Here is a 21449-nt window from a genome sequence, read left to right on the forward strand (position 1 = left end):
CATCCAAGAAGTCATCCGCGACGTAATCCACGACGTCTTCCACGACGTAATCCACCTGGAAATCCAACAAGAAAAGACTATGAAAATCGAGACGATTGCAGTCCACGGCGGCTACTCCCCCGACCCCACCACCCGCGCGGTGGCCGTGCCGATCTACCAGACCGTGGCTTACGCCTTCGACAATGCGCAGCACGGCGCCGACCTGTTCGACCTCAAGGTGCCCGGCAATATCTACAGCCGCATCATGAACCCCACCAACGACGTGCTCGAGCAGCGCCTGGCCGCGCTCGAGGGCGGCGTGGGCGCGCTGGCGCTGGCGTCCGGCATGGCGGCCATCACCTACGCCATCCAGACCATCGCCGAAGCCGGCGACAACATCATCTCGGCCAGCCAGCTCTACGGCGGCACCTACAACCTGTTCGCCCACACGCTGCCGCTGTCCGGCATCGAGACACGCTTCGCCGACGGCCGCAACCCCGCCGCCTTCGGCGACCTCATCGACGAGCGCACCAAGGCCATCTTCGTCGAATCGGTCGGCAATCCGCTCGGCAACATCGTCGACATCGCCGCCATTGCCAAGGTGGCCCACAACCACGGCATCCCGCTGATCGTCGACAACACCGTGCCGTCGCCCTACCTGTGCCGGCCCTTCGAGCATGGCGCCGACATCGTCGTGCACTCGCTCACCAAGTACCTGGGCGGCCACGGCAACAGCGTGGGCGGCGCCATCGTCGACAGCGGCAAGTTCCCCTGGGCCGAGCACAAGGCGCGCTTCAAGCGCCTGAACGAACCCGATGTGTCCTACCACGGCGTGGTCTACACCGAAGCGCTCGGCGCCGCTGCGTACATCGGCCGCGCGCGCGTGGTACCCCTGCGCAATACCGGCGCCGCGCTGTCGCCGTTCAACGCCTTCCWGATCCTGCAAGGCATCGAGACCCTGGCCCTGCGCCTGGACCGCATCACGGAAAACGCGCTGGCCGTGGCGCGCCACCTCAAGGCCAGCCCCAAGGTCGAATGGGTCAACTTCGCCGGCCTGCCCGAGCACCCGGACCACGCCCTGGTGCAGCGCTACCTCGGCGGCCGCGGCCCCGGCATCCTCTCCTTCGGCCTCAAGAGCGGCGGGCGGGAAGCCGGCGCACGTTTCCTCGATGCGCTGCAGTTGTTCACCCGCCTGGTCAACATCGGCGACGCCAAGTCGCTGGCCACGCACCCCGCATCCACCACGCACCGCCAGCTCGACGCAGCGGAACTGAAGGCCGCCGGCGTGAGCGAAGACATGGTGCGCCTGTCGATCGGCATCGAGCATATCGACGACCTGCTGGAAGACCTGGACCGCGCGCTGGCAGCTGCCTGACGCCGCTGCCGGTCCGCCCCCTCTCCCGCCCGGCGGGAGAGGGCCGGGGAAGCGGCCAGGCGCATCGCCTGCCTGCATCGCCTGCTTATTCCCCGACGTAATATCACCATGCGCATTAACTCGTTCCTTGCGCATAAGACCCCCACTACAATGAGCCCCTTGCCTGTTCGCGCCAAGCGCGCCCAGGCCCGCTACATACCAACGACAAGGGGAGCTTTGATGAAATTGGGTCTAGGAATTCGACTGATCGGCGCGGTGCTCGCGCTGGGCGTGATCCAGACGGCCGGCGCGGCCGATCCGGACAAGAAGGAAATCCGCTTCGGCGCCACCGCCGGCCCGTACTCCGACCAGATCCGCTACGGCATCAAGCCCCTGCTGGAAAAGAAAGGCTACAAGGTCACCATCGTCGAGTTCAGCGACTACGTGCAGCCCAACCTGGCGCTGGCCGATGGCGCCATCGACGCCAATGCCTTCCAGCACGTGGCCTACCTGAAGAAATTCTCCGGCGACCGCAAGCTGCAGCTGTCSGARSTSGTSCAGGTGCCCACYGCSCCSATYGGCATCTACAGCCGCAAGCACAAGACCCTGACCGAAGTGAAAGCGGGCGCCACCGTCTCGCTGCCCAACGATCCGTCCAACCTGGCGCGTGCCATCGCTATCCTGCAGCAGACCGGCTGGGTCACGCTGAAGCCCGGCACCGACCMGATCCGTGCCAGCGAGCGCGACATCGAAACCAACCCGAACAAGCTCAAGCTGATCCAGCTCGAGGCCGCGCAGCTGCCGCGCTCGCTCGACGACGTGGACTACGCCTTCGTCAACGGCAACTTCGCCCTCTCCTCCGGCCTCAAGCTGACCGAAGCCCTGGCGCTGGAGAAGATCCCCGACTACTACATGAATCTGGTGGCCGTGCGCACCGCCGACGTGAGCAAGCCCTTCGTCAAGGACATCCGCGATGCCTACCAGTCGCCTGAGTTCAAGGCGACCACGCAGCAGCGCTTCGCGGGCTTCCTGCCGCCGTCGTACCAGCGCTGAGATGCGAGGCCTCACGGCCTCGCCCGAGAAAGAAAGGACGAGAGAAGGCTGTCAACCTGCGTCGACTGCGTGCTCGTCCGATGGATCGACCCACTTCGGTCTGGCGTCGATGACCGCGACAGTGCTGCCTACCCGGCAAGGGGTGGTGTCGGCATGGGCAACGATGGAACTGGACATAGGCTTCGCGCAATTCGGGCTTAAAGCCTGCCGACGTCGATCACGGCCTGCGCGAATGCCTGAGGCGCTTCCTGTGGGAGGTTATGGCCGATGCCCCCCGTGATAGTCCTGTGCTCGTATTTCCCGGTGAACTTGCCCGCATAGGCGCTCGGCGCCGGGTGCGGTGCGCCGTTGGTATCGCCTTCCATGGTGATGGTCGGCACACCAATGGACGGCGCCAGGGAAAGTCGCTGCTCAAAGGCGTCATACTTTGCTTCGCCAGAGGCAAGACCTTGCCGCCAGCGATAGTTGTGGACGGCAATGGCGACATGGTCTGGATTGTTGAAGGCCGATGCACTCCGCTCAAACGTGGCGTCATCGAACTTCCATCCCGGTGAGGCTTGCCTCCAGATCAGCTTGGCAAAATCGTGCGTATATTGTTCGTAGCCGGCCCGCCCGCGATCGGTTGCAAGGTAGAACTGGTACCACCACTGGAACTCTGCCTCGGGCGGCAGCGGCAACGCACCGCCTTTCTGGCTCCCGATCAGGTAGCCGCTTACCGACACCAGCCCCTTGCAACGCTCCGGCCACAGCACCGCGATGATATCGGCGGTGCGCGCCCCCCAATCGAACCCGGCGAGTGTCGCATGCCGGATATTGAGCGCATCCATCAGCGCGACGATATCTGCGGCCACGGCAGTCGGTTGCCCGTTGCGCATCGTCTCTTGCGACAGGAAACGCGTAGTACCGTAGCCGCGCAGATACGGGACAAGCACGCGATACCCGCGCGACGCCAGCAGCGGCGCCACGTCAACGAAACTATGAATATCGTAGGGCCAGCCGTGCAGCAGGATGACCGCGGGTCCGTCGACCGGCCCCGCCTCGGCGTAGCCGACATTAAGCAGCGCGGCGTCGACCTGCTTCATTGACGCAAACGATGTATGGGCACCCGGCAAGGCCGAAGGCACGACCGACGAATTCGGCGAACGTGTCTGGCCCCTGGCGGAACGCGGCACGCCAAACTGGGCAGCGGCAAGCGCCACGGCTGTCATGCCCATGAAGCCGCGACGACGCGAATTGATATTTTCTGACATATTCCTCTCCACCTCGTCAAGCGAGGTCATTGAGCTTTGCGTAGCCCTGATACCTTTGACGGCAAAGCCAAGATCGCTACTCGAACCACGCAACCCTCTCCCCGGCAAGGCATTGGCTAACGGGTGCGTGGAAAGCGCCAGGGCCTAGTTGCGAGCGCCGTCCGTGTAGACGTTCCTCGAATCGACGCGGGCACCATCGGAGAACACGTCGCGCGGTCCGACGCGTGCTCCATCGGTAAAGACATCGCGCGCTCCGATGCGTGCGCCGTCCGTGAAGACATCACGCTGGCCGATACGCGCGCCATCCGTATAGACGTCACGAGGCGAATTGACCGCGGCCACGGCGGCTTGCGAGGCAAAGGTGGCGGCCGTGGCAATCAGCAGGGCGGCACCAGAGAATTGGCTGAGACGTTTCATGAGTAGCTCCTTGAAAACCGGACAGAGAGATGACAGTCAACGACCGGATCCGAGAGGCCTGCAGCAGCAGCGCCACGTTGCGATCGTTACTGCCGTATACGCTGCGCGATCGGAAATCATTCCCGTCGTCAGATCGAAATTTTGATTTGCCGTCATAACGCCACGCGGTCGGGCCGTGCGGTGCAGCACACGGGTCACGACGCGAGGCGGTGATGAATGGGATGTGGAAAGAGCCACACGGAGAGCTGCAGGCGCGGATGGCGGCAAGGAAAAAGACGCGTCTATCTATGGCGATCTGACGGACCCGAGTGGGCCGCGGTTTTCCTTGGGCGGCCGGACCATCAACCCTGGCCTCCAGAGCTTCATGGCCAAGCGCATGGGGGCCAGGACCTTCGAGCTGAAGGCGAGTCACGTATCGTCGATCTCACATTCCCGACGAGACCGGCAGTCTCATTCTGGAAGCTGCCGGACGGGCGCCGGCTTCACGTTCTCCGCATTCATCACAGCCTCGCGTGGTGGCCCGTGCGCTGCGCGGCGCGGCACTATGGCGCCAATTTGAAATTTCAATCCTGCATCGGGAATGCTCCGCGATCTCGCGGCGTATACGCAGTAACGATCGCAACATGGCGCTGCACATAAAGCCTCGCAGGTCCGGTCGTTGAACTGTCATCTCTGTAATCGTTCGCCAAGGAGTCGATCATGAAACGCCTCAGTCAAATTTCCGGTGCTGCCCTGCTGATTGCCACCGTTACCACCTTCGCCTCGCAGGCCGCCGTTGCCGCAGTCACTTCGCCTCGCGACGTCTATACCGACGGCACGCGTATTGGCCAGCGCGATGTCTTCACGGATGGCGCGCGCGTTGGACAACGTGACGTGTTTTCCGATGGTGCGCGGATCAGTTCGAGGGATGGCTATACGGACGGGGCCCGCAACTGAGCACCGGCGGCTTTCAGCGCGCGATAGCAAACATCTTGTGAAGGAACGTCATCATGAAAGACCCTATTCGTATTGTCTGTGCAGCAGTCATCTCGGTAACGGCCCTCATTGCCACTCCAGTGTTCGCGCAGTACGCACAAGTCACAGCCCCTAACGTCACGCGAGCGGATTTGCTCCGTGAAGTCCAGGAACTGGCGGCCCTGGGATACGAGCCAAGCAGAGAAGGCAAATATCCGGCCGATCTGCAAACGGCACTACAGCAACTAGCAAAAACGCACCAGGGAAATACCGGCGCAGCGTTGGTGTCGCAGGCGCCCTCGCGGTAACGTGCTTTGCCTCGAAGAGCGCGGATCCTCGGCTGCCTCGTTCACAATGGCCCCGGAAGGGGACATTAGTGAATGCGGCGGCTTCAATCCACTGGTAGCGTTTGATAGCGCGCGCGATGCCCACGGAAATCAACCTGGACGCGGGGTTGTCACGCCGAGCTTCCATCACTTTGGCGACTGCAACCGGGATACCCGCTCGCCGTGTCCGCTCACTTCGCACATCGGATGCACACCAGGCATCCATGAAACCGACTCAAACTTTTAGTCTGACGTCGGGAATATTTCGCGATAACGGCGCGTATACGGTAGTAACGATCGCAACATGGCGCGGCTCCTGCAGGCCGCACGGATCCGGTCGTTGAAGCTTTTCCATCCATGCCCCAAGGAGCTACTCATGAAACGCCTCGGCCACATCTCCGGCGCTGCCCTGCTGATTGCCACAGCCGCCGCCCTTGCTTCCCAAGCCGCCGGTGCGGCTGTCAATTCGCCCCGCGACGTCTATGCCGATGGCGCTCGCATCGGACAGCGTGACGCATTCACCGATGGCGCCCGCATCGGACAGCGTGACGCATTCACCGATGGCACCCGCATCGGACAGCGTGACGCATTCACCGATGGTGCCCGCATCGGACAGCGCGACGCATTCACCGATGGCGCCCGCATCGGACAGCGTGACGCATTCACCGATGGTGCCTGAAATTCGGCGCTGAATGATCGTATCGACGCCGCTCGAACCCTTGCAGGCATGGATCGCACGGGCACGTCTATTTCTCCCGCAAGCGCTGCCGATCCCTACATCGACGGAACCCATGCCTGACAACGGGCCTCAATCACTCGCCAGACTGGAATGACAGCAATCCTTGCAGCGCTGCGGATGACTCGCGACAACCACCGCGTGTCACCCACAGCTGCTGATGCCACCCGGTGGTCCCGCCGCGATCAGGGAGCCTGCACCTGAACCGGAGCGCCAGGCTTTCCCGAGATCTGCGGGGCTACCACGAGGTAGCGGCGCATGTCCTCTGCGGCGCTTGTTCCCGGCGCAACGACCTGCCGGATCGGCCCGATGGTATTGACGATGGCCGCGCCGGCCGGATTCGTCATGAACACGGCAAGCGGCTCGAGCGGCCCACCGCCGTCAGCTTTGTTCGCAAGCGCCAATACATAAGGTTGCCTCGGCTGAAGGCCGGTCACCGCCGCCTGCAGCACCTGCACCAACCCCTGGTCGAATAACGTAATGCTGCTCGCGGCGGCTGCCTTCCCGCCCGGCTGCCCCTTGTTCGGCGCCAATAGCGTCAGGTGGCTTGCCTGCCCGGCAATGCCAAGCGGCTCCAGGTTCTGCGTTCCATCCCCTTGCGTCACTGCGTTCGGTACATATGCAATCGCCTGCGGTGCCTGGCCTACCGGAACCGTCGCGATCACCTTGTTGCTCAGCGTGTCGATGGCAGCGATGGCATCGGCATTTTCCAGACCCACATACATGCGGCTGCCATCGCCCGAGGGCCAGATGCCGTGAGGCAGGCTCCCCGTTGGAATGGTAGCCACCTGTGAAAAATCATCGGTACGAAAGACCTTTACCTGATTCAACCCGCCCACAGTCACGTAGGCAAAACTGCCCTTGGCATTGCGCGCGAAGTTCACGTGGTTTGTGAGGGGACCGGTTTCGAAGCTCTTGATGCGGGCGAATGGAGGACGTGCGTCAAAGACCTGAACCCTTCCAGTATCCTTGAGTGTGAACCAGACCTGCCTGCCGTCCGGCGTGGCGGCGATATTCGGACAAAACGGGCTGTCCTGCTTCACCGCACCCACGATCTTGTGCTCGGCCAATGAGATCACCTCGGTTTCCGGATTGAATGAAGAGCACACGTAGCCGTACTTGCCATCGGGCGAGAAGATCTGCATGCCAGGTCCGGCGGGCACGACAATACGGGTCTTCTCTTCGAAGGTTTTGGCATCGAGAACCGCAACATAGTTTTCTCCGCGCACGGTAACCCAGACCTCGCTGCCGTCTGGCGTGTAGAACGCCTCATGCGGCGCCCTGCCGACGTAGGTAGCGTGCTTGACCGCATTGGTTTGCGTATCGATGAACGTCACCGAATTTGAACCGATGGAGACAATGGCCAGGGTCCGATGGTCTGGTGAGAAGCCCATGCCATGTACCAGCACCTGTCCACGGTAGAGCGGACTGAAATTTCCGGGCGAAGGATCCCCGAGCCGGATCAGGCCAAGCAGACGATGATCGACCGGGTCCACCACGGAAACCGTGTTCGAAAATTGCTCGGCGGCATAGAGGCGGTCACGGTGGCTGACAGGGATATCCGGTTCGGACTGGGATACGGGGGCCTGCCCAGCCAATGACGGTGCCGCCGCCGCCAGGGCACTGACCGTCAGGACGAGGACAAGGAGCGATTCGAATTTCATCTTGACTCCTGCGACTGCTCTGGTTGGTGGCCATGCACGGGCAAGACGCGCTCACCGCCTTCACGGTGCGCTTCCTCCACAGGCACTGATATGCCGGTCGGCCTGCCGATGTCGGTGGGGGCCGCAACCGGGGGCGGTAGCGGCAGCCCTACCGCCAGACGCATGGCAAGGATCTCCTGCTGCTGCTCAACGATGATCTCCTGCGCCAGACGACGCAGTTGCTCATTGTGGCCAAAGCGCAGATAGGCCTGCGCCATATCGATCGCACCCTGGTGGTGTGGCGCCATCGTGGAGACAAAGTCCCGATCGATATTGCCGCTCGGCGTGATTTCCATGTGCCTCATCATGGCGGTCATGGCCGCGCCGTTTTCGGCCAGGAACGCGCGCTCCCCCTCGTCGTCCGCCGTGCTGCCGGCCGCGCGAGCCGGCATTGCATGGATGGCAAGCGTCAGCCACCCCATCGCCACAAGGCTTGACGCGATTCTGGCAGCGGACATAGTCATTTCGGCAACCCCTCGCAGGAGCCGCCACTCGGAGCGGCATCAATATCTTAGGAGAATATGCAAATGACGCCGCGAGACCAACGGGAATAAAAGCGAAGCCAGCGTGTTTACGAATCAAGACCCCTTGACTAACTACGGCACGCTGCCATGCACCTTGACAACGCCCCCGACACCGAACGGCTCTCGGAAGTCGATATCCAGGCGCATGCCGATGGTCTCCTGCCCCCCGGCAAGGCCGCCAGCCTCCACAGGTATCTTGAAGGCTACCCCAGCGAAGCTGGCAGGATTGCCTTCTACATGCGCCTCAACGAGCAGATCAAACAATCGTATTCTCATCACGACGTTGCGCGGGAAGCTGATTCTCGCTCGGCCAGCAAGCGGCCCGTGAGGTACACCCGCAGGGTTGCCCGCATGCTCGTATCCGGCCTGGTGCTGCTGGCGGCAGTGGGCGGGTGGCTGGCTGGCGCAAGCGCGTCGAACAAGGAGCTGGACAGTGTGGCGGTACTTGCACTGGTCGAGGCAATAAGTGCACCTGCTTATCCCAGTGCGATCGACATGGCCGGAGGCAGGCCCTCGCCCGACCTGAATTCGGTCGGATTCAGTCTTATGAGTCGAAAGCCGGTTCGCATCGGGCCGGTGTCTGAAGTGCTTCAATCGGTCTATGAAGGCCCGAATCAGCGGCGTATCGTCCTGCTGGAGGCCCGCGCCCTGCCTTTTGATCCGGCAACGCCACATTGGTCCGCACGCCGGGTTGGCGATGTTCGTTTGCTGACCTGGAAGACCGGTACCACTCACTACGTGCTCGCCGGTAGCGCCAATACCCCGCGCTTGATGCAGGCGGCCGATCTCATGACTTCGCGCTGACGTCGAGCGCATCGACAAGGACTAGAGTGAGATGGGATCGCCTCGGCAACGACAGTTCCCGACTGGAGCGGGCCATGAAAATCCAGGATGAGTTGGTCGAGCATGTGCCACGGATGCGCAGGTATGCCAGGGCATTGATCCACAATCACGACCTGGCCGACGACCTTGTACAAGACACGCTGGAACGCGCGTTGGGCCGAACCGAGCAGTTCCGTCCAGGTTCTGACTTGCGCGCCTGGCTGTTCTCAATTATGCATAATCTTTTTATCAACCAGATTCGCCGGGCCTCCGAGCGCGTGGTGCACGTATCGGTCGACGATGATTCCGTGGATGAGGGCGAATACGCAGTGCCCCCGGAGCAAATGCGCTCGCTGGAAATTCGCGATCTCGACTACGCGTTGCAGCGCCTGCCTGTGGAACAGCGTGAAGTCGTCCTCCTGGTGGGTCTGGAGGAAATGAGCTACGCCGATGTAGCGATTGCGCTTGATGTCCCGATTGGCACCGTGATGTCCCGCCTGTCGCGTGGCCGGGAACGGTTGCGGGCACTGATGGCGGGCTCGCAATCCAGCGCAAGACTCAGGGTGGTGCAATGAGCGAACAACGGATTTCCATTTCCGAAGACGATCTTCATGCCTACGCCGACGGGGCGCTGTCGGAAGAGCGCCGCGCCCAGGTTGAGCGAGCCCTGGAGCAGGACCCGGCCCTCGCGGCAAGGATCAGTGACTATTTCTCGCTGAACAGTCTGCTCCACGAGCGCTATGACAGGGTCCTGGCCGAGCCGGTGCCCAAACGCCTTCAGCCATCATCTGCAAGGCACCCGGGCCGGGGCGAAGCGGCCAACTGGCCTCGCTTTGCGGGTATCGCCGCCACGCTGGTGCTGGGCATTGCACTCGGTGTCGGGAGTCAGATGATGCCGCGCATGACGGGTCAACTCGCGAGCAATGAGCCGATCGGCAGCCTGCAGGGCCAGGACGGACTTGCACGCAATGCGGCCGTGGCACATGTGGTCTACATGCCCGACGTTGTCCGCCCGGCCGAGATCGGTTCCGATCGTGAGCAGGATTTTGTGCAATGGCTGGCAAACCGACTCGGCACCAACGTGCACCCGCCGGTGCTGACACGGGTCGGCTTCGAACTCGTCGGCGGCCGTTTGCTGCCCGATGCCGGTGGGGGCGTTGCACAATTCATGTATCGCAACGCCAAGGGCGAACGGATCACCCTCTACATATCCCACCGGACCACGAGCGCGAACACCACCGCGTTCCAGCTGTACCAGGACGGACCGGTCAATGTCTTCTACTGGCTGGACGGTGACTTCGGCTATGCCGTCAGCGGCGGAATCGATCACACGGTGCTGCTCGACATCTCGCACGATGTCTATGCCCAACTGACACCTGGAAAGAATGAATAGTCGAGCAGGCTGCGCTCCCTCCGTTCATCCGGCCTGGCCTGCAGGAGCCGACGACGCGCTCATCGTGGCAAGCAGCCTGACAAATGCGAGCGCGGCCATGTTGGTGCTGGCATGCGGGCGTGCACAGTGCAACACGGCATCGACGGTGCCGCCGCGCCTGGACTTTGCCGCTTGCAACGGCCGGTATGTCACGCGTGCCGAGCGCATTTCCGCAGCCGATGCGGGCACCAGCGCGGCGCCAAGCCCGGCCTCGACCAGGGCGAGCATGGTCGGGAGTACGCTCTCCTGATCGATGCGTGGCTGCACGCCGGCCGCATGATAGATCTTCTGGCTCAGGTCGCGAAAATAGGCTGAGCCGACCGCGCTGAATCCAACCATCGGAAGGCGATCCAGCGCCGCTGGCGCCACCGTGGCGTCTGCGGCGAGCGGATGCCCGAGTGGCAACGCCAGCAACATCGGCTCACGATCGGCTTCGAACGCATCGAAATCCGCTTCCACCGTCGGTGTGGACAGGCGCAGCAGCGCCACGTCGAGTTTGCCGGCGCGCAAGGCATCCCACTGCTCGGCTGACGTTGCCTCCGTGAAGTCGAATGCGACGGCAGGATAGGCGCTGCGGTACGCAGACAGTATGCGTGGCAAGAGGCGGTACGCGGCGGTACTTGTAAATCCCAGCGAGATCCGTCCCGTCTCGCCATGCGCTGCCCTGAGCACTGCCTGCCCGGCGGCGTCCGCATCGGCCAGCAGTTGCCTTGCCCGGTCGAAGAGCACCCTGCCCGCCTCCGTCAACTGGACCGACCGCGTCGTTCGCGCAAACAGGTCCGCACCAACGTTGGCTTCCAGTTGTCGGATTTGCTGGCTCAAAGGCGGCTGTGCCATATGGAGCCGCGCCGCGGCACGTCCGAAATGCAGTTCCTCGGCCACCACAACAAAGAGGCGCAACGCGTGCAACGAGAGAGCCATTGATACATAAAAATGAATGAATACTCTGGAATATTATATTGGATCTATCGAATAGACCAGCATAAGATTGCCTTCGATATCCCCTTCAAAGCCCCGCGATTCTTGCCCATAGGAACTCCAACATGAATCCCAAAGCCCTGTTCCGTACCCTGGCGGGAAGTATCGCCGCAGTGTGCTTCAGCGCCCTCCTGCCTTTGCCCGCCATGGCACAACATTCGCAATACCCGGTCAAGCCGATCCATATGGTTGTGCCGTTCGGCGCTGGCAGCGTGACCGACACCCTGGCGCGCATCATTGCAACCAGGCTCAGTGAGGCCTGGGGCCAGCCTGTCGTGGTTGACAACCGGGCGGGCGCCGACGGCAACATCGGCACAGGCTATGTTGCCGCGGCGGAGCGCGACGGCTACACGCTGCTCTTTGGCGCGGCCAGCACCAACGCGATCAATGCCAGCCTCCACACCAACCTCAAGTTCGACCCCCAACGCGACTTCGTGCCGGTGGTCAATGTGGCCAGCGTGCCCAATGTGCTTGTGGTTCCGCCTAGCGTTCCCGCGCGCTCAGTCAAGGAACTGCTGGCACTGCTGCACAGGCAGCAATACAGCTATGCCTCGGGAGGCGCCGGTGGCAGCCAGCACCTGTCGGCCGAATTATTCAAGTCCATGTCGAAGACCGATATCCTTCACGTGCCTTACAAGGGCGGTGCCCCTGCGCTGACCGATCTGCTCGCCGGGCGCGTGCAAATGATGTTCTGCAACCTCCCGCTATGCCTGCCGCATATCCGCTCCGGCAAGCTCATTGCCCTCGGCGTGACCTCGGCGCGGAAATCGCCTCTGCTGCCCGACGTTCCCACGATTTCCGAGTCGGGCCTGCCCGGCTACGTGGTGGAAGGCTGGTTCGGCATGTTTGCGCCAGCCGGCGTGCCCAAACAAGTGGTCAGCCGCATCAATGCGGAAGTTGTCCGCATCCTGAAAGATCCCAAGACACGCGAGCAACTGCTGGCCCAGGGCGCGGAGCCCGTCGGCGATACGCCCGAAGCCTTTGCCGTCTTCGTGGGCAAGGAACATGATCGCTGGGCGGCTGTCATCCGCAATGCCGGCATCACCTTAAACTAGGAGCATCCAGCTCATGCGCGCCCCCAATCGTCTCACCGCCCTTGAGGCGGCCACCCGGATCGAGCGAGGCAACCTTACCGCCGAAACGCTGACGCATGCCTGCCTCGAGCGCATACAGGAACGCAACGGCGCGGTGCAGGCCTTCGTCGCCGTCAATGCCGATCTGGCTCTCTCCCAGGCGCGTGCGGCGGATCGCCGCCCGGGTGGCCCGCTGCGCGGCATTCCTGTCGCCGTCAAGGACATCATCGATACCGTCGGCTACGACACGGCCTACGGCTCGGCAGCGATCTATGCCGGGCATCGCCCTGCAGCAGACGCCGGCTGCGTTGCGTCTGCGCATGAAGCCGGTGCCGTCATACTTGGGAAGGTTGCCACCAGCGAATTCGCCACGCAGACGCCGAGCGCAACGCGCAACCCCCTCGACCTGGAACGCACGCCGGGCGGCTCGTCCAGCGGTTCCGCAGCCGCCGTCGCGGATTTCATGGTGCCGGTCGCGTTCGGTACGCAGACTACCGGGTCGATCACCCGCCCGGCAGCGTACTGCGGCGTGGTCGGCTACAAGCCGACTTTCGGCCTCATCAGTAGTGCCGGCGTGAAGACCCTCAGCCATACCCAGGACACGGTGGGCCTGCTGACCCGCACCGTCGCCGACGCCGCCTTCTTCTGCCTTGGCCCGGCGCAGGCACGCGCCGTCGAACAACCGGGGTTGAGGCCGCGCATTGGCGTGTGCCTGTCGAGTCAGTGGCAGCATGCCAGCCCCGAAACGCACGCCGCCCTCGACGCGATCGCCGCCCGCGCCGAGCGGGCCGGCGCAAGCGTGCTGCGCTGCAGGCTGCCGCAGGAACTGGAAGCCTTGATCGATCTGCAGAGCAGCATGTTCGCCTACGAGGCCAGGCAATCGCTCGCCCATGAACGTACGCAACATCACGAGCAGCTCAGTGCGCGCCTGCAAACGCGCCTGGCCGGTGGGGAGACCGTGAGCACAGAGGCCTACCTGCAAATACGAAGCCGCATGCACGCCGGCACCCGACAAGCCGATGCCATGTTCGGCGATCTCGACGTGCTGCTCTACCCCGCCGCGGACGGCGAAGCCGAGCTGGGCCTGGCAGACTCGGGCTCGCCACGTTTCGGCGCACTCTGGACAGCGCTGCACCTGCCCACGGTTTCATTGCGCATAGGGACTGGCCCCGCCGGGCTGCCAATTGGAGCCCAACTGATCGGACGCTATGCGGATGACGCACGCCTGCTCGCGGTTGCAAGCGCCCTGGCGCGCATTGCAGGCTACGATCAGTAAGCGAAGGGGGTAGGAGAGCGCGCCTTGGGCCGCCCAGCGAAGTAACCAAACAAGCTTCTTGCTGGACAGGCATCCGCCGCTGCGCGCCATGACCCGCAGCAGCGGCCCGCGCGGCTACTTGCTGGCCACCTGCCCGCCAGCCTGCCCGCCAGTCTTTCCGCCGGACTTCCCGCCATCGGCCAGCGTCGACGCCCCGCCCCAGTCCCCGCCCAGCGCCTTCACCAGGAACACTGCGGTCAGCATCTGCTGCCCCCGCAACTGGACGGCGGTGCGCTCGGCGCCCAGCAAACCCTGCTGGGCCGTGATCACGTCCAGGTAGCCGGTGGCGCCGCCGTCGTAGCGGGCCGTGGCCATGTCGAGCACCTTGCTGGCGCTGCCCACGGCGCGCTGCTGCTGGTCGTTGGCGCGCGACAGCGCGGCGAGGCCCGTGATGCCGTCCTCCACTTCCTGCATCGCGGTCAGCACCACGCGGCGGTAGTTGGCCACCGTGCCGTCATAGCCAGCACGCGCGAAGTCCAGGTTGGACCGCAGCTTGCCGCCGTCGAACAGCGTCACCGCCGCCGACGCCCCAAGCGACCACACCAGGCTCGGCAGGTCGAACAGCGAGCCGAACGATCGCGTCTCCGTGCCGATGGCCGAGCCCAGGATCACGCTGGGATAGAACGCTGACTTCGCCACGCCGATCTGCGCATTGGCGGCCGCCATCGCGCGCTCGGCCGAAGCCACGTCGGGGCGGCGCTCCAGCACGTCGGACGGCACGCCGAGCGGCACCGCCGGCGGCACCAGCTCGGCCCCCTCCGGCGCCAGCGTGAACAGCGGCGCGGGCGTGCCGGTCAGCGTGGCGATGGCGTGCTCGAACTGGCCGCGCTGGCGCGCGAGCACGTCCACCTGCGTGAGCGTGGCGTCGAGCAGCGCCTGCTGCTGCGCCAGGTCCAGGCCCGACGCGGCGCCCAGGTCGTGGCGCGCATTGACCAGGTCCAGCGCGCGCCGCTGCAGCGCGATCGAGCGGCGCAGCACGTCGACCTCTACGTCGAGTGCGCGCAGGTTGTAGTAGTTGGCGGCGAGATCCGTGGTCAGCAGCAATCGCACGTTCTCGAAATCGGCGAGCGACTGCTGCGCCGATGCCTGTGCGCTCTCGATCGTGCGCCGCACGCGGCCGGCCAGGTCAAGCTCGTAGCCGACGGTGAACGAGGCCGTGAAGTCGTTCTGCACCGTCGAGTAGTTCGGCGCGGCGTAGTTGGTCAGCGGCCGGTTGGCCGAGATCCGCGCGCGCTGCTCGCGCGCATTGATGCCGATCTGCGGGAACAGCCCGGCGTTGGCGGCATTGGCCTGCGCGCGCGCCTGCAGCAGGCGCGCGTTGGCGGCGGCGAGCGTCGGGCTGGCGGCCAGCGCCTGGCGCTCCAGCGCGTCCAGGCGCGGATCGCCGAAGCGCTCCCACCAGTTGCCCTTGGCCACGCTGTCGCCCGGCGTGCTTTCGCGCCACGGCGGCTCGAGCTTCCATGCCGCCGGCATGTCGGCCTCGGGCTTGCGGTAATCGGGCCCGGCCGCGCAGCCGCCGAGCAAGGCGGCCAGCGCCACGGCCGGTGCGATCGCTTGCGCGCTGCGCCGCAGCCTCATCGCCTGGCCTCCGTGGCGGCGGGCGCGGAGGCCGGTGACGCCGGCGCCAGCGCCACGCGGTCGCCGTCGGCGATCGAGTCCGACGGGTTCAGTACCAGGCGGTCCTGTGCGCCCACGCCGTCGAGGACCTCCACGGTGGCGCCGTAGTAGCGGCCCAGCGTGACCGGGCGCAGCGTCACCTTGCCCTGCGCGTCGACCACGGCCACGCGCGTGCCCTCGGCGCGGAACAGCAACGTGTTGCTCGGCGCCTGCAACGCCTGGCTGCTCTTGAGCGGCAGCGAGACCGTGACGTAGGCCCCGGGCAGCAGCACGCCGTCGCGGTTGGGCAGCGTGACCTCCACCTGCATGGTCCGCGTGGCGGCGTCGATCGACGCAGCGGTGCGCGCCACCTGCCCCTTGAAGGCCTGGCCACGCAGCTCCGCCTGCGTCACCACCACTTCCTGCCCTGCCTTGACGAGATTGGCATAGCTTTGCGGCACGTTCACGTAGACGCGCAGCGGGTCGGTCTGCGAGAGCAGGAACAATTGGCGGTTGCCATCGATCAGGTCGCCCACGTCAACGCTGCGGCGGGTGATGATGCCGGCGAACGGCGCCACCACGCGCTTGAAGCCTTCGAGCTGGCGCAGGCGCTGCACGTTGGCATCGGCCGCGGCCACGTTGGCCACGCCTTGCGTGACCGCGCTGCGGCGCTCGTCGAGTTCCTGCTGCGACACCACGTCCTTCTTGCGCAGCCCCTCCCAGCGCTCTACCGTGCTGCGCGCCAGCGCCAGGCTGGACGCGGCCTGCTCGCGCGCGGCGATGGCCTGGCTGAGCTGCTGGTCGATCTCGGGTGTCTCGACCTCGGCCAGCAGTTCGCCCTTCTCCACATGCGCGCCGATGTCCTTGGTCCAGCGCTTCACATAGCCGTTGGCGCGCGCGGCGATGGGCGCCTGCACGAAACCCTGCAGCGTACCGGGCAGCGCCAGCGACTGGCTGCTGCCGGCCTGCGGCAACGCGGTCAGCACGTACTGCCTGGCGCGCTCTTCGGTGCCCGCGCGCAGGGCCTTGGCGTCGGCATAGCGGCTGATCAGCGTGCGCCCGGCGCCCACCGCCAGCAGCGCCAGCACCACCAGCGCCGCGATACGCGTGCGCCGCGCCACCTCGCGGCGCTTCAAATGCTCGTGCGGATCGTCCCCGCCGGCATCGCCCATGTGCAGGCCCAGCTCTGCATGGCGTTGTTCGGTCATTGCCTCAACCCTCTTGATGTGTGGGAGCCAGCGGCGGATGCGCCCCGCCCCGGTGCGCCTTGCGCCCGGCCAGCCAGCGGTGCACGGCGGCGAACACCACCGGTACGAAGAACAGTGTCGACACGGTGGCGAACAGCAGCCCGCCGATCACCGCGCGGCCCAGCGGCGCGTTCTGCTCGGCGCCCTCGCCCAGGCCCAGCGCCATCGGGATCATGCCGATGATCATGGCCAGCGCCGTCATCAGCACCGGGCGGATGCGGGTGGCGCCCGCCTCCAGCGCGGCCGACAGCGGCGGCACGCCCTCGTCGAGCCGCTGCCGCGCGAACGACACCAGCAAGATACTGTTGGCGGTGGCCACGCCCATCGTCATGATCGCACCGGTCAGCGCGGGCACGCTCAGCGTGGTGCCGGTGATGAACAGCATCCAGGCGATGCCGGCCAGCGCCGCGGGCAGCGCCGCGACGATGACCGCCGCGTCGATCCACGACTGGAAGTTCACCACCACCAGCAGGTACACCAGCACGATCGCCATCGCCAGCCCGACACCGAGGCCGATGAACGACGACTGCATGGTCTGCACCTGCCCGCGCACCACGAGCTGCGAGCCGCGCGGCAGCTTGCCCTGCATCTGGTCCACGAGTTTCTGCACCTTGCCCGCCACGGTGGCGAGGTCGGTGCCCTGCACGCTCACGTAGATGTCGATCGCCGGCAGGATGTTGTAGCGCGACACCACCGCCGGCTGGCGCGACGTGGAGGCCTGCACCAGGTTGCCCAGCAGTTGCGAGCCACCCGGGCTGGTGGCGGCGTTCGCGGGGGCCGCGGGGCTCGCGGCATTCGCGGCGGCGCCCACCGGCAGGTTGAGCAGCGTGTCGAGCGAGTCGATCTTGTACTGCGGCGTCTGCACCGCCACGCTGTAGACGATGCCGTTGCCCGGATTGAGCCAGAACGCCGGCGCGGTCTGCGAGCTGCCGGACAGCGAGATCAGCACGTTCTGCCCGACGTTCTGCGCCGACAGCCCGAGCTGCTGCAGGCGCGTGCGGTCCATGTCCAGGTTGATGGCGGGATAGTCGTTGCGCTGGTGCACGTGCGCGTCGACGGCGCCGGGGATCTGGCGGATCTGCTTGACCAGCTCGCCGGCGAGCTGGGCGTTGGCCTGCAGGTTGTTGCCCGTGAACTGCACGTCGATGGCCGCCGGCAGCCCGAAGTTCAGGATCTGCGTGACGATATCGGCCGGCTGGAAGAAGAACTCCACGCCGGGGAAGCGCCTGGGCAGCTCGGCGCGCAACAGCGAGACGTACTCCTCGGTGGGCCGGTGGCCCTCCCGCAGCGACATCAGGATCTCGCCGTCGAGCGTGCCGATGGTGCCGGCATTGCTGTAGGACAGGTTGATGCCGCTATTGGGCACGCCCAGGTTGTCGAGGATGGTCTCCAGCTCGGCGGGCGGGATCATCTCGCGGATGGCCGCCTCCACCTTGTCGGCCACGCGCGCGGTCTCCTCGATGCGGGTGCCGGTCGGCATGCGCATGTGCAGGCGGATCTGGCCGGCGTCCACGGTCGGGAAGAAGTCGCGCCCGAGGAACGGGATCAGCGCGCACGACAGCACGCAGAAGCCCAGGAACACGGTGGCGAAGCGCTTGCGGTTGGCCAGCTGCGCCGACAGCGCCAGCGTGTAGACGCGCCGCACGTTCTCGAAGCGGCGGTCGAACCCGCGGTACAGCCGCTGCAGCAAGCTGGGCTTGCCGTCGCCGCCCTGCGTGTGCGCGCCGCCCATCAGCAGCATCACCAGCGTCGGCACCAGCGTGCGCGACAGGATATAGGAGGCCGCCATGGCGAACACCACGGCCTCGGCCAGCGGCACGAACAGGAAGCGCGCGACGCCCTCGAGGAAGAACATCGGCACGAACACGATGCAGATGCACAGCGTGGACACGAACGCCGCCACCCCGATTTCTCCGGCGCCGGTGTCGATGGCCTCCAGCAGCGGCTTGCCCAGGTGCAGGTGCCGCTCGATGTTCTCGATGGTGACGATGGCCTGGTCCACCAGGATACCGACCGAGAGCGCCAGGCCCCCCAGCGTCATCAGGTTCAGGGTTTCGCCGAGCGCGTGCAGCATCAGCACCGACGCCAGGATCGACAGCGGAATGGTCAGCGCGATGATCAGCGTGCTGCGCCAGTTGCCGAGGAACAGCAGCACCATGGCGGCGGTCAGGCCGGCGGCGATCAGCGCCTCGAACACCACGCCCTTGACGGCGGCCTTCACGAACACCGACTGGTCGAACAACGGCGTGACCTTCACGTCCGGCGGCAGGATCTGCTGCGCGCGGGGCAGCAGCGCGCGCAGGTTGCTGACGATGTCCAGCGTGGAGGCCTCGCCGTTCTTGAGCAACGACAGCAGCACGCCGCGCTGGCCGTCCTGGCGCACGATATTGGTCTGCGGCGAGAAGCCGTCGCGCACGTAGGCCACGTCGCGCAGGTAGGTGGTGTTGTTGCCGATGGTGCGCACCGGCAGGTCGTTGAGGCCGGCGATCGCGTCGGGCGAGCCGTTCATCTTGACGTTGAACTCGGTCTCGCCGAGCTTGGCCGTGCCCGACGGCAGGATCAGGTTCTGCAGGTTGACCGCGTTGACCACGTCGGCCGGCGCGAGGCCGCGCGCCTGCAGCGCCTGCATGTCGAGGTCCACCGACACCAGCCGGCTCTTGCCGCCGTACGGGAACGGCACCGCCACGCCGGGGATGGTGATGAGCTGCGGGCGCAGCAGGTTCACGGCGGCGTCGAACAGCGACTGCTCCGGCAGCGTGGGGCTGGACAGGCCGAGCTGCACCACCGGGATGCTCGAGGCCGAGTACTTGATCACCAGCGGCGGCGTGATGCCGGGCGGCAGCTGCCGCAGCTGCGACTGCTCCACCGCCACCACCTGCGCGATCGCCGTCTGGATGTTGGCGGTGGGCTGGAAGAAGATCTTGATGATCGCCACGCCGTTGAGCGACGTCGACTCGATGTGCTCGATGTCGGAGACGGTAGTGGTCAGGCTGCGCTCGTTCTGCGCCGAGATGCGCTGGCCCATCTCCTGGGGCGACAGGCCGTTGTAGTTCCAGATGATGCTGATGACCGGGATGTTGATTTCCGGAAAGATGTCGGTCGGCATCTTCAGCAGCGCGAAGGGCGTGGCGAGCACGATCAGCATCGCCATCACGATAAAAGTGTACGGGCGACGCAGCGCCAGCTGGACCATGGACACGAGGCGGGTCTCTTGTGGAAAGGACGACGGAAAGAACGACGGAATGAACGACGGAAAGAACGGCAGGATCGCTGCAGATCGTCGACACCGCCACCGGACCAGGGCGCGCGGGCGGCATGCGGTGGCGAGGACGTTTGCCCGAGCCCGCAGATGCGCTCATTGCGTCGACAGTGGACGAATATAGCACGGCGTTTGCGGCGCGGCAGGCCTTCGCTGGCAAACGCCGATGGCCGCTTTCAAAGGTGTTGCGCGCAGTGCAAATACATTCACGCAGACATTTATCGGGTGCGCGAATGCATGGACATTACCCCCTCACCCGCCCTGCCGGACGCATAAGCAACTGCGGCATTATTCGTTCCCTGCCGGCCGGCGCTCGCCTACCCTTCTGCGCTTATCGACGGACAATGCAGGAACGGCAATGGCGCAAGAACTCGACAAACAGCGGCGCACGGTGGTCAGCAGCGTGCTCGCGGCCGGGGCGGCTGCCCTGCTCGGCTTGGCGCAGCCGGCCCGCGCGCAAGCGCAAAAGCACACGCTGCGCATCGGCTACCAGAAATCCTCCACGCTGATGATCCTGCTGAAATCGCGCGAGACGCTGGAAAAGGCGCTGGCGCCGCTCGGCGCAACGGTGCAGTGGTACGAATTCACCTCCGGGCTGCCGCTGCTGGAGTCGCTCAATGTCGGCAACCTGGACCTCAGCGCCGACGTGGCCGACGCGGTGCCGCCCTTCGCCCTGGCCGCCGGCGCCAGCCTGACCTACTACGCGATCGAGACCCCGTCGCCCGAGGCGCAGGCCATCGTGGTGCGCCAGGATTCGCCGATCAGGGAAATCGCCCAGCTCAAGGGACAGCGCATCGCCTTCGCCAAGGGTGCCGGCGCACACTACCTGCTGCTCGAGGCCCTGGCCAGCGCGGGCCTGTCGATCCGCGACATCGAGCCGGCTTACCTCAGCCCGGCCGACGCGCGCGCCGCCTTCGAGCGCGGCAGCGTGGCCGCCTGGGTGATCTGGGATCCGTTCCTGGCCGCCGTGCAGCGCCAGGCCAGCGCGCGCATCCTGCGCGACGGCAAGGGCCTGGCGAGCTACCGGCGCTTCTATCTGGCCGCCACGCCATACGCCCAGAAGCACCCGGAAGTGCTAGCGGCGGTCTACGACGAACTGCGCCGCGCCGGCGAATGGATCAAGCAGAACCCCGCAGCCGCGGCGCAATGGCATGCGCCGCTGATCGGGCTGGACGCGGCCACGGTGGAAGCGGCCAACCGGCGGCGGACTTACCAGGTCCAGACCGTCGACGCCGCATCGCTGGAAGAGCAGCAGCGGATCGCCGATGCATTTGCCAGCCAGAAGATCCTGCCGCGCAAGGTGGTGGTGGCGGATTCGCCGGTCTGGAAAAGGGCCTGAGCGGCCTGGGTCCGCGCCAAGCCTTGCCGCCGGCGCCGCGCGCGCCACTTCCGGCGCCGGCCGGTGGGCATCCCGGATCTGGCGTATAGTCG

General features: G+C 65.4%; 19 protein-coding genes. 10 read left to right on the forward strand and 9 right to left on the reverse strand.

Translation table 11 applies throughout. The annotated features are described in order from the left end of the window. Nucleotides 1–79 precede the first annotated feature (79 nt). A complete protein-coding gene (locus AC1DK4_RS10585) occupies nucleotides 80–1354 on the forward strand; it encodes an O-acetylhomoserine aminocarboxypropyltransferase/cysteine synthase family protein (RefSeq protein ID WP_477131518.1) in 1275 nt (424 codons plus the stop codon). Nucleotides 1355–1573: 219 nt separating this feature from the next. Next, nucleotides 1574–2386, forward strand: a complete 813-nt coding sequence (locus tag AC1DK4_RS10590; protein WP_477131519.1) for a MetQ/NlpA family ABC transporter substrate-binding protein — start codon at nucleotides 1574–1576, stop codon at nucleotides 2384–2386. A gap of 197 nt (nucleotides 2387–2583) precedes the next feature. On the opposite strand, the gene AC1DK4_RS10595 is transcribed toward AC1DK4_RS10590, so the two are convergent. Together AC1DK4_RS10595 and AC1DK4_RS10600 are read right to left on the reverse strand one after the other, a co-directional pair. Beyond that, nucleotides 2584–3636 (reverse strand): alpha/beta hydrolase, encoded by a 1053-nt coding sequence (locus AC1DK4_RS10595; protein WP_441614366.1) that lies wholly within the window; start codon nucleotides 3634–3636, stop codon nucleotides 2584–2586. Between the two features lie 144 nt (nucleotides 3637–3780). After that, nucleotides 3781–4053, reverse strand: a complete 273-nt coding sequence (locus AC1DK4_RS10600) for a hypothetical protein (protein ID WP_441614316.1) — start codon at nucleotides 4051–4053, stop codon at nucleotides 3781–3783. Nucleotides 4054–4752: 699 nt separating this feature from the next. On the opposite strand from AC1DK4_RS10600, the gene AC1DK4_RS10605 reads away from it, so the two are divergent. Together AC1DK4_RS10605 and AC1DK4_RS10610 are read left to right on the forward strand one after the other, a co-directional pair. Beyond that, nucleotides 4753–4989 (forward strand): hypothetical protein, encoded by a 237-nt coding sequence (locus tag AC1DK4_RS10605; protein WP_441614315.1) that lies wholly within the window; start codon nucleotides 4753–4755, stop codon nucleotides 4987–4989. A 53-nt stretch (nucleotides 4990–5042) separates the two neighbouring features. Further along, on the forward strand, nucleotides 5043–5315 hold the full coding sequence (locus tag AC1DK4_RS10610) for a DUF4148 domain-containing protein (protein WP_441614313.1): 273 nt from the start codon (nucleotides 5043–5045) through the stop codon (nucleotides 5313–5315). Between the two features lie 388 nt (nucleotides 5316–5703). Here AC1DK4_RS10610 and AC1DK4_RS10615 read toward each other — a convergent pair whose 3' ends face one another. The 3 genes from AC1DK4_RS10615 to AC1DK4_RS10625 all read right to left on the reverse strand — a co-directional run bounded on the left by AC1DK4_RS10615 (nucleotide 5704) and on the right by AC1DK4_RS10625 (nucleotide 8230). Then, a complete protein-coding gene (locus AC1DK4_RS10615) occupies nucleotides 5704–6126 on the reverse strand; it encodes a hypothetical protein (protein WP_441614311.1) in 423 nt (140 codons plus the stop codon). Nucleotides 6127–6254: 128 nt separating this feature from the next. Further along, nucleotides 6255–7733 (reverse strand): YncE family protein, encoded by a 1479-nt coding sequence (locus AC1DK4_RS10620; RefSeq protein WP_441614309.1) that lies wholly within the window; start codon nucleotides 7731–7733, stop codon nucleotides 6255–6257. Next, complete coding sequence (locus tag AC1DK4_RS10625; protein ID WP_441614307.1) at nucleotides 7730–8230, reverse strand: DUF305 domain-containing protein; 501 nt, start codon at nucleotides 8228–8230, stop codon at nucleotides 7730–7732. The genes AC1DK4_RS10620 and AC1DK4_RS10625 overlap by 4 nt, the downstream gene beginning before the upstream one ends. 153 nt (nucleotides 8231–8383) lie before the next feature. Between AC1DK4_RS10625 and AC1DK4_RS10630 the strand changes: the two genes are divergently transcribed. The 3 genes from AC1DK4_RS10630 (at nucleotide 8384) to AC1DK4_RS10640 (ending at nucleotide 10511) form a co-directional block, all read left to right on the forward strand. Next, nucleotides 8384–9100: an anti-sigma factor family protein gene (locus AC1DK4_RS10630; protein ID WP_441614305.1), complete on the forward strand. Its 717-nt coding sequence runs from the start codon at nucleotides 8384–8386 to the stop codon at nucleotides 9098–9100. Nucleotides 9101–9174: 74 nt separating this feature from the next. After that, nucleotides 9175–9693 (forward strand): RNA polymerase sigma factor, encoded by a 519-nt coding sequence (locus tag AC1DK4_RS10635; RefSeq protein ID WP_441614303.1) that lies wholly within the window; start codon nucleotides 9175–9177, stop codon nucleotides 9691–9693. Continuing rightward, complete coding sequence (locus tag AC1DK4_RS10640; RefSeq protein WP_441614301.1) at nucleotides 9690–10511, forward strand: anti-sigma factor family protein; 822 nt, start codon at nucleotides 9690–9692, stop codon at nucleotides 10509–10511. Before AC1DK4_RS10635 ends, AC1DK4_RS10640 begins: the two co-directional genes overlap by 4 nt. A gap of 24 nt (nucleotides 10512–10535) precedes the next feature. Here AC1DK4_RS10640 and AC1DK4_RS10645 read toward each other — a convergent pair whose 3' ends face one another. Continuing rightward, nucleotides 10536–11459, reverse strand: a complete 924-nt coding sequence (locus AC1DK4_RS10645) for a LysR substrate-binding domain-containing protein (RefSeq protein ID WP_441614299.1) — start codon at nucleotides 11457–11459, stop codon at nucleotides 10536–10538. Between the two features lie 134 nt (nucleotides 11460–11593). Between AC1DK4_RS10645 and AC1DK4_RS10650 the strand changes: the two genes are divergently transcribed. Together AC1DK4_RS10650 and AC1DK4_RS10655 are read left to right on the forward strand one after the other, a co-directional pair. Continuing rightward, a complete protein-coding gene (locus AC1DK4_RS10650; protein WP_441614297.1) occupies nucleotides 11594–12583 on the forward strand; it encodes a tripartite tricarboxylate transporter substrate binding protein in 990 nt (329 codons plus the stop codon). 13 nt (nucleotides 12584–12596) lie between these two features. After that, nucleotides 12597–13877 carry an amidase gene (locus AC1DK4_RS10655; protein ID WP_441614295.1) on the forward strand — a complete coding sequence of 427 codons (1281 nt, stop codon included), beginning with the start codon at nucleotides 12597–12599 and terminating at the stop codon, nucleotides 13875–13877. A 114-nt stretch (nucleotides 13878–13991) separates the two neighbouring features. On the opposite strand, the gene AC1DK4_RS10660 is transcribed toward AC1DK4_RS10655, so the two are convergent. The 3 genes from AC1DK4_RS10660 to AC1DK4_RS10670 are packed head-to-tail and all read right to left on the reverse strand — an operon-like array spanning nucleotide 13992 to nucleotide 19958. Next, nucleotides 13992–15494, reverse strand: a complete 1503-nt coding sequence (locus AC1DK4_RS10660) for an efflux transporter outer membrane subunit (protein WP_441614293.1) — start codon at nucleotides 15492–15494, stop codon at nucleotides 13992–13994. After that, on the reverse strand, nucleotides 15491–16720 hold the full coding sequence (locus tag AC1DK4_RS10665; protein ID WP_441614292.1) for an efflux RND transporter periplasmic adaptor subunit: 1230 nt from the start codon (nucleotides 16718–16720) through the stop codon (nucleotides 15491–15493). The genes AC1DK4_RS10660 and AC1DK4_RS10665 overlap by 4 nt, the downstream gene beginning before the upstream one ends. A gap of 4 nt (nucleotides 16721–16724) precedes the next feature. Continuing rightward, nucleotides 16725–19958, reverse strand: coding sequence for an efflux RND transporter permease subunit (locus AC1DK4_RS10670; RefSeq protein ID WP_441614290.1), 3234 nt, complete (start codon nucleotides 19956–19958; stop codon nucleotides 16725–16727). Between the two features lie 418 nt (nucleotides 19959–20376). On the opposite strand from AC1DK4_RS10670, the gene AC1DK4_RS10675 reads away from it, so the two are divergent. After that, entirely contained in the window at nucleotides 20377–21357 is a 981-nt protein-coding gene (locus AC1DK4_RS10675) for an aliphatic sulfonate ABC transporter substrate-binding protein (protein ID WP_441614288.1), read from the forward strand. Nucleotides 21358–21449: the final 92 nt, after the last annotated feature.

The organism is Cupriavidus sp. 05N38, assembly GCF_056397345.1.